Source organism: Falsiroseomonas sp. RANM36 (genome assembly GCF_056682175.1).
In genome coordinates this window covers 659178-660444 of record NZ_JBWXTD010000003.1, presented here as the reverse complement: position 1 = coordinate 660444, position 1267 = coordinate 659178, and the positions used below count along the sequence as shown (strand labels likewise).

The window sequence follows — 1267 nt, the reverse complement described above, 5'->3', positions numbered from 1 at the left end:
GGTGCGGCCAGTGCCGCACCGCACCCGCGCAAGGTCGCCAAGACGGCTTCCCCTTCGCGGAACGCAGGACCGAGGAGAGAGGACGATGTCCTCCGTCAACACCAATGTCGCCGCGATGGCGGCGATCCGCTCGCTGAGCTCGATCTCGAAGGACATGGGCACGACCCAGGCCCGCATCGAGAGCGGCTATCGCATCAGCCAGGCGAACCACGACCCGGCGGTCTTCGCCATCGCGCAGAACATGCGCGCCGACCTCAACGGCATGTCGGCGGTGAAGGACAGCCTGGCCTTCGGCAAGGCGGCGCTGACCACCGCGCGCGACGCCGCGACCAAGATCAGCGACGAGCTGGGCAAGCTGAAGCAGACGGTCACGCAGGGCCAGCAGCAGGGCGTGGACGTCAACCAGATCAACGCGCAGATCACCAACGCGCTGTCCAACATCGACGCCTATGCCCGCACCGCCACCTTCAACGGCGTGAACCTGCTGACCTCGGGCGTCGCGGGCGTGACGGGCGTGACGGACAACAACCTGAACGTCGTGCGCGACATCAACGGCACCACCACCTCCGTCACCGGCACGAACAGCACCTCGGCGGGCCTCGCGCTGGCCGGGCTGACGGCGGCGACCGGCGGCCGCACCCTGACCTTCGACGCGACCTTCGCCGCGGCGAATGCGGACTTCATCCAGTTCACCCAGGGCGGCAACACCTTCGTCTTCGAGTTCAGCGACGGCTCCGCGCCGCTGACGCAGACGCCGACCGCGACGACGGACGTGTTCGACGTGCAGATCACCGCGACGGACTCGCCGCTGCAGGCGGTCTCCAAGCTGATCGGCCGCATGCAGTCCGAAGGCTTCGACGCCAGCCTCGACAACCAGGGCCGCCTGGTCGTGAACGGCAACATCGGCGCGATCACGGCGACCTTCGCCTCGGGCGGCGCCACCGCCGGCACGCTGCCGGGCGGCACGGGCGCGATCGCCGCGGTGGAAGGCGCGATCGACACGATGGGCACGCGCCTCGCCACCATCGGTGCCGCGCTGCGCCAGGTGGAAGGGCTGCAGGACTTCACCACCAAGCTGAACGACTCGCTGAAGGAAGGTCTCGGCGCGCTGGTGGATGCGGACCTTGCCGAGGAATCCGCGCGCCTCACCAGCCTGCAGACTCGCCAGCAGCTGGCGACGCAGTCGCTCTCCATTGCGAACCAGCAGAGCCAGTCGCTGCTCAGCCTGTTCCGCTGATCCGTCGCGCGGGGGCCACCACGGCCCCCG

1 protein-coding gene is annotated in these 1267 nt (G+C 69.2%); it reads left to right on the top strand.

Features of this window, described 5'->3' with window-relative positions; translation table 11 throughout:
• Positions 1–85 precede the first annotated feature (85 nt).
• The gene (locus AC1MIR_RS07945) at positions 86–1237 is read left to right on the top strand and encodes a flagellin N-terminal helical domain-containing protein (protein ID WP_480027636.1); all 1152 of its coding nucleotides are present in this window, start codon (positions 86–88) and stop codon (positions 1235–1237) included.
• Positions 1238–1267: the final 30 nt, after the last annotated feature.

Bases quoted from the DNA above. Each gene is read 5' to 3' on its own strand.
- AC1MIR_RS07945 (WP_480027636.1), top strand. From the start codon at position 86: ATGTCCTCCGTCAACACCAATGTCGCCGCGATGGCGGCGATCCGCTCG.